The sequence below is a fragment of the Desulfotomaculum sp. genome (assembly GCA_003513005.1).
Lineage (GTDB): Bacteria > Bacillota > Desulfotomaculia > Desulfotomaculales > Nap2-2B > 46-80.
The window spans coordinates 20756-27763 of sequence record DOTD01000038.1 but is presented as its reverse complement, the minus strand read 5'-3'; the positions used below and the strand labels follow the sequence as shown (position 1 = coordinate 27763).

Here is a 7008-nt window from a genome sequence, read left to right as displayed (position 1 = left end):
TACCCAGCGCGCAGATGATGGGGCGCTGGCGGGCGGCGCAACCCCCTACAAAATTTTTGATGTGGTACAGCGTAGCCGCAGGGTATGCAGTGTTCCAAGGGCCTTCATGACCTATGTGAATCCGGTTTTTACATACGGCGCCGGCGGTTTTATGAAAAACTGCCGGGAGACCGGCATTGGCGCTGTAATTGTGCCTGGCCTGCCGTTTGAGGAGAAAGAAGAGCTCCTGCCCTACTGCTCCGAATTCGGCATTGACTTGATCTCATTGATCGCGCCGACCTCCCGCGACCGCATCCGGATGATTGCCGGGGAGGCCCGGGGATTTGTTTACTGCGTATCCTCAATGGGTGTTACCGGAGTACGCAAGGAAATCAGCGCCGATGTAGGCGAAATGATTAAACTGGTTAAAGAGGTCAGGGATATTCCCTGCGCTGTCGGCTTTGGCATTTCCACGCCCGAACAGGCGGCGAAGATGGCCGGGCTGTCTGACGGCGTAATTGTGGGGAGCGCGATAGTAAAGATTGTGGAGCAATACGGCGAGGACTGCGTCCCCCATGTAGCGGAATATGTGCGGGCGATGAAGAAGGCGGTTTCCTGAAAAGGCGGGCTCCAAAGCTCCAGACTAATCAGTATGATGGCTTTTTTTGACTATCACTATGATTGAACAATCTGATAATACTGCTATTTGGCATTAGCATAAGAGGCTATGTTTTTCTATTCTTTAGAGAAGCATAGCTTCTTTATTTATTGCCTGAACAGCGCAAGATATTTTTATTAAAATAATAGTAAATAGAGGCTATATATCTACGTAGAAGGAAATCCTTATGTGTCTTTTTTTTTCATGCTCATCCCTTTACTCGAAACACTTTCATCACTTCATCGCCAAGATGGTTGATAACTTTGACGGCGATGCGTCCTCTCGTAGGCTTGTCGAACGGCCGGGAGGTGTCGCTATGCAGGGCTTCCCACGCTTCGGCGTTGATCTCTGCCTTGAGCGTGGTCTTTAGTGCTTTGTAGGGGTCATTGGCGCCGAGGAAATAGGCGTGATGCACGAAAAAACTTTCTTCGTTATAGTCAGTATCAATGAACCAGCAGGCGATCCCCTCGGCCCCGTCGCTGCGGACTTCGCCGGTGTTGGGGTGGAATACATCCACGCCATTAATTTTTACCTGTATCTGACCGTTGCCGGCGTCAAGAATGTCGATGTCCGGTTCGCCGAAGATGACGAACAGATTGCCCTTGCCAGTGTTCTTCAGGTCGTCGGCCATATGCAGGTCGGCGTTCATCCGGGCTTTAAGCACGGGTATCCGGCCAAGTTTGGCAAATTCAGATGAGTGGGCGTCATAGTTGAAGGCGCAGGTAATGAGTACATCAAAGTCGGCATCGCCGGCTTCGCGGGCGGCGGCGACAAGATCAGGGCGGGATACGGTGCCGAACTCCGGACCGATAAAGATAGCAGCACGTTTTTCGGCGGCTGATTCTTCGTCGCCCTCTGTGTAACGTCCTTCGGCACAAATCAGGTCTCCCGGCCAGGGTTTGATCGAAGCGAAATTGATTTTATCTTCCTTATGCGCCTGCTGTACACCTGAGGTCTTGAGGTTTTCCAGAATCATCCGGACGAAACCCCTTTCCTCGCCATAGCCCTCTGTTGATTCAGCAAGTTTGTCGATCAACTCGTCATTCTCGTCCACACCCAGAACGCGGTGAGGCGATAAGCTCTCAACGGTAAAAGGCCCGGCTACGCGAACTTTCTTCTTATCCTCGTATGGCTTGTCGTAGAGATATTCGAACTCGGCTTTGGCGGCAATGGAAGAGTCGATTTCTTTCTGCCGGGTTATGCGGTGCTTCCACCATTGGGAGTGAATCTCTTTCGTTTCATTTGGCCACTTTTTATCAGCGTCGCGGGGGATTTCCCATTCCTCCCAATTTTCGCTCAGTGCTTTATTGAGTTTTTCGCGCAGCGGTTCAAGAATCTCCTGGTATTTCTCCCAGATGACGTCGATTTCTGCGTTATTGGCGATGGATTTGAGGGTTATATGCGGTACAAGTTCATAGACGAACCCCTGGCGGATATCGCCGCGGGTCGGGGCTATGGAGGGAACCGTACGGGTGACTTCGGCCTCCTTGATCTGGCCGTCACGGCTGTCGGCCAGCAGGTAGTACGGGTAGCGGGCGCCCATGAGCCGGGCGCGGGCTAAGGTAAGAGCAACTCGCGATGTATCAATGGTAATCCAGCGACGGCCCCATTGCTCGGCAACATATGCGGTAGTGCCGGAGCCACATGTTGGATCGAGAACGAGATCACCGGGGTCAGTGGTCATGAGGATACAACGGGCAATAACCAATGGAGCTGTTTCAACAATGTATTGCTTAGCCGAACGTAGCAGTGCATCGGTCCAAAAGTTATTCACCGGAACCACTGGGTAATCATCAATATACATTACATAAGCGAGGTTTTTCCCTGTTGAAACAATCCGGTTAGAAAGTACGACTCGTTTCATTAAATCAGGATGACTTGACCACTGGCGATCACTCGGTGGTGTAAATGGACACCCATTAACTATAAGTGGATTAACACGATGATAATGATTTTCATGCATTGAGCACGGATTTGAATATTTAAAAGGCCTGCCATCACTAGGAATCAAGTTAGGATTTTTCTTTTCATCAATAGATAAGGCTCGACGTTTCCCGTTTTGTAACTCAAGTTGATCGTAACGTTGTCCGGTAGATTCACCTATACCTATCTCTTTTGAGAAAAAAAGTTGCCTATATTTCAGTGTTTCTATCTTTTTTGCATAGAAGAGAATGAAATCAGATGTCGTTGGTAAATAATTAGATGTTGCTGTGCCACCTTTCTTTAGAAGAATCTCACTAACAAAATTACTCTCTCCAAACACCTCGTCCATCAACGCCCGGACACGATGGACATTCTCATCCCCGATCTGGACGAAGATCGAACCGCTTTCCGTCAACAAATCCCGCGCCAGGGTCAGCCGGTCCCGCAAATAGGTCAAATATGAGTGAATCCCATCCCGCCAGGTATCCCGGAACGCCTTAACCTGCTCCGGTTCCCGCGTTATATGATCTACATTGCCGTCCTTTACATCCCGACTTGTCGTTGACCACTGGAAATTAGAATTGAACTTGATTCCATACGGCGGATCAATATAGATGCACTGGACCTTGCCGCGCAGGCCTTCACGTTCGGCCAGCGACGCCATCACCTGCAGGCTGTCGCCGAGGATCATCCGGTTGGTCCAGTTGGCGTCGTGCTGGTAGAACTCTGTTCTGGCGTTTTCGTCAGGCAGGCCGTTGAAATCGGCAAAGAGGTTGAGCTGCTGGTCTTCGGCTTTTTCCTGAACTTTAGTCCGGCGGATGAGATCGTCGATCAGTGCTTTGGGATGGATTTTTTCCTGAATATATAGCGGCGGCGCATGGACAACGAGGTCGGACCAGTCCTGCTCGTCTTTGCCTCGCCATATAAGCTGCGGATCGAGGTCGCGGTTGCGGCGTTCGTAGGCAACGCGGACGGGGTTCTGTTCGTCCTTGGCCATGATAGACTGGTACTCGGCAGTAGGGATGTTTTTGCGCGAGGCTTCATCATGCGTAATTGTTTCTATAGTTTTTTTTGTTGTGTTACCTGACATATCTATCTCTCCTTCACCGCAGGCCGGGCGGTAACTGATTCGATCATTTTGTTGAACTCGGCCTCGACCTTGACCTCAAAATCAGTCTCGATCTGATAGACCTCGGTAAACTCGGCAAACGCCCAGCGGCCATAATGACCGAGGTTGTTCACGCCGGGTATCCAATAGGTATCCATAGCGGCTTTCTTATCCTTGGCGTCCTCGCGCCGGTAGCCCTTTATTTCGACGATCAGGTGCAGCGGGTCCTCATGGCCGTCGTCGACCAGGACAATGAAATCCGGCAGGTAGGTGCGCGTTTCCGAACCGTAGCGGTACGGCACTTCCAGTCCGAGGTTGTGGTTTTTGACGTATGCCCTGACCCTGGGATGAGACTCGGCGACGCGGCAGAACTCGGCCTCCCAGTCGCTGTCGAGGATGATCCAGTTGATGTGACACCGGCGCGAGTCGGTCTCCCAGCGGTTTCTCTTGGAAGTGTTGAAGTTTACGTAAATAGTGGAGCCGGTGGGATTATAGGGATCGAGCACAGCTTTGACAGGCCGTTTCCCCACCAGGGAGCGGGTGATGCCGGCGGTGATGCGCTCGCAGGCCATATCAGCCAACTCCTGATACATTAATTGGGCGGGGTAGGCGCCGCCCTTGCAGACCAGGCAGTTATCGAGCCATTGCCTGGTGATCCGCTTAAGCTGCCCGAAAAGGTGGAGTTTGGGTTCTTCGCCAGGGTCCCGCCACTTGGTATACAGCAAACGCTTGGCAACGTGAAACTGCAGCGTGGATTGCCTCATATCTTTCAGGTGTTTTATATCAAGGTCGATGTCCTCGCCGATAATCCCCGCATTTCTGGTGATCGAGGGGCCGACGAGATCGGGAGTCAGTTCGAGAATGGAATCATCATTAAAATCTGCGGTGAGCCGTTCCCCAGGCAGCTCCACACGGTAGCCTTCGACGCGCGGGAAGCAGATTTCGAGATGGTCGCGGTCGGGGCGAACAGCCTTGACCTGGACGGTCTCGCGGGGCGGCTGCGGGGGCGCAACCACAGGTTTGGCGGTGAAATCGAACGGTATTCCCAGCACGTCCGCATACTCTACGTTGAACTTGCCGTCTTCGTTGAGGTCATAGGACTGGCGGCGCAGCGCACGGCCGATGACCTGTTCGCAGAGCAGTTGGGTTCCGAAGGCGCGCACGCCCAGGACATGTGTAACGGTATTGGCGTCCCAGCCTTCGGTAAGCATGGATACCGAAACTACACAGCGAATCGACTCGCCGAGGCGGCCTTGTTTGCCGACGGTATTCATAACTTCCCGAAGCAAGTCCTGGTCCGTGAGGTTTTCAGCCTGACGGCGGTCGCCGGTGCGTTCGACTATCTCGCGCCGGAAACGCTCAACAGCGTCGGCGGCCATTGCCCGGAAGTTATTATCCAGAGCGTCGCCGGATTCAAGCTGTTCGCTGTCAATCAGCAGCGTGTGCGGACGGGGAAGCGGGGCGCCGTCTTCCTCGAAATTCCTGAAAAGCGCCAGGCGTCCATTCTCAAGTGTAATCGAACCGTCGCTGTTCTCCCTGTGGAAGCCCGAGATATAGTCGTAAACCAATTTTGAGGTGGATGTGTTGTTGCATACAATAATGAAACAGGGAGGAATGCTGATGCCGCTTTCCATCCACAGCTCGTATGTCTTTTGATAATGCCCGTAGAGTGCTTCCAGGGCAGTAAGCAGCTCAACGGGCAGGCTGAGCGGGTCGAGAGTCTTGGCCTTGCCCCGGCCTTTTTTGGGCATCCGCGTGCGGATGTGCTCCCAGAGGTTGCGGAACCTGGGCATTTCCCCGCCGGCGATGTTGTCGGCTACGGGTACACGCGGCACTTTAACGATGCCGCATTCAATGGCGTCCATCAGCGAAAAATCACTCATCGTCCAGGGAAAGAGCGTACCCTCGGCGTAGCCCGAGCCCCGGAGGAAGAATGGGGTCGCCGACAGGTCAATGATGCGGGTAATGCCGAGCTTGCGATTGACTGTTTCAATGCCGGAGATCCATAGACGGGCAGCCTCGTTGTTTTTCTCGGCTTCTTTCCTGTCATCGCCCGTCAGTTCTCCCTCGCCGGCGCCGCCGGGTTTTTCCCTATAGCAGTGGTGCGCCTCATCATTGAGAACTATGATGTTCTTGATGCCCATCAGATCGGGCATCACCCGCTGGATCATCTGCCCTTCGGTTTCCAGCGTGTTGAGCGCTTCGCCACGGCCTTGCAGGAGTGACCGGCCGCCCTTGGATATCTCTATACGTTCACGGAGCTTGAAGGCGTGGTAGTTGGTGATGACAATCTTGGCGCGTTCAAGATCTCCGAGCATGTCATTGGGAACGAGTTCCCGGTTCTGGTAGTAGCTGTACGGATCGTTCGGCTGGAGTAAGCGGAGCCGGTCGCGGATAGTTAAGCCGGGGGAGATAACCAGAAACCCGCGGGTGAACTTCCTGCTGTTGGGCCGGCGCACAGCATTTATGGTTTGCCAGGCAATAATCATTGCCATAACGGTGGTCTTGCCGGCGCCGGTGGCCAGTTTCAAGGCCAGCCGCAGCAAGCCCGGATTGGCGTCATTGTTGGCATTGGCAAGGTGTTCAAGGATGTCTTTGCCCGCCTTGGTTTTTGAGGCGACCTCCATCAGCCAGATAGCCGTCTCAACCGCTTCGATTTGGCAGAAAAACGGACGGATGCTGTTGAATCTGTGGCGCCGCCAGTGCTTAAGCAGACGGGCGGTTTCTGGCGTGACCTGCCAATCGTTAGGGTCCGGCCTGCTTCGCCACTGATCCACATAACCGCGAACGGTGTTAACGATAGAAATAGTGTCATACTGCTGCTTTTCCGTGGAAAGTCCTTTGCCTTCGTTATAAACCATTTCAAGTTGGGTTGGCGCATCCTTACGTTTCCTGGGTTTTGGAATTGGCGTAATGAACTCCGCTGCCCGGCGCCTTTCGATAATCCGCTGCGTTGGCTGGCCCTGAGCATCAAGCTCCCAGTGCTGCGTAGGGTACTCATATGGTGAGTTGAGGATTGGTTTTTCGAAGAATTGATTGTCCATTTAAAAATTTCCTCTTAAACGTCAGCCGGATTTTCTGAAACCTTGCTTGTTAAATTATGTCGGTTTATCCAAAACAATCTGATATTTTCAAGATTTTCGCTGTATTTTGTCTTAATTCCTGCATTTTGGAAATATATTTTTCTGATTCAGCCATTGATAAATGAGGTTTAGCCTCCCGCCGCAAGATTAAGCAATGATCATTTGAGGCCAGGGATGGACTATATTGAACCTGTCTTTCTGGCAGATTTAGTCGAATTATGTCACAATATTTAGATCGAAAATTATAGCAACATGGT

At 52.4% G+C, this 7008-nt stretch carries 3 protein-coding genes; 1 reads left to right on the top strand and 2 read right to left on the bottom strand.

Going from position 1 to position 7008, the window contains the following annotated elements:
* The coding region (gene trpA, locus DEH07_04535) for a tryptophan synthase subunit alpha (protein HBY03802.1) at nt 1-598 on the top strand (598 nt) is incomplete at its 5' end.
* A gap of 247 nt (nt 599-845) precedes the next feature.
* Here trpA and DEH07_04530 read toward each other — a convergent pair.
* The gene (locus DEH07_04530; GenBank protein HBY03801.1) at nt 846-3650 is read right to left on the bottom strand and encodes a site-specific DNA-methyltransferase; all 2805 of its coding nucleotides are present in this window, start codon (nt 3648-3650) and stop codon (nt 846-848) included.
* Between the two features lie 2 nt (nt 3651-3652).
* Complete coding sequence (locus DEH07_04525; GenBank protein ID HBY03800.1) at nt 3653-6712, bottom strand: restriction endonuclease; 3060 nt, start codon at nt 6710-6712, stop codon at nt 3653-3655.
* Between the last annotated feature and the right edge of the window lie 296 nt (nt 6713-7008).

Excerpts from the sequence above, each read along its gene's own strand:
- DEH07_04530 (HBY03801.1), bottom strand. The coding sequence starts at position 3,650 with ATGTCAGGTAACACAACAAAAAAAACTATAGAAACAATTACGCATGAT.
- DEH07_04525 (HBY03800.1), bottom strand. The coding sequence starts at position 6,712 with ATGGACAATCAATTCTTCGAAAAACCAATCCTCAACTCACCATATGAG.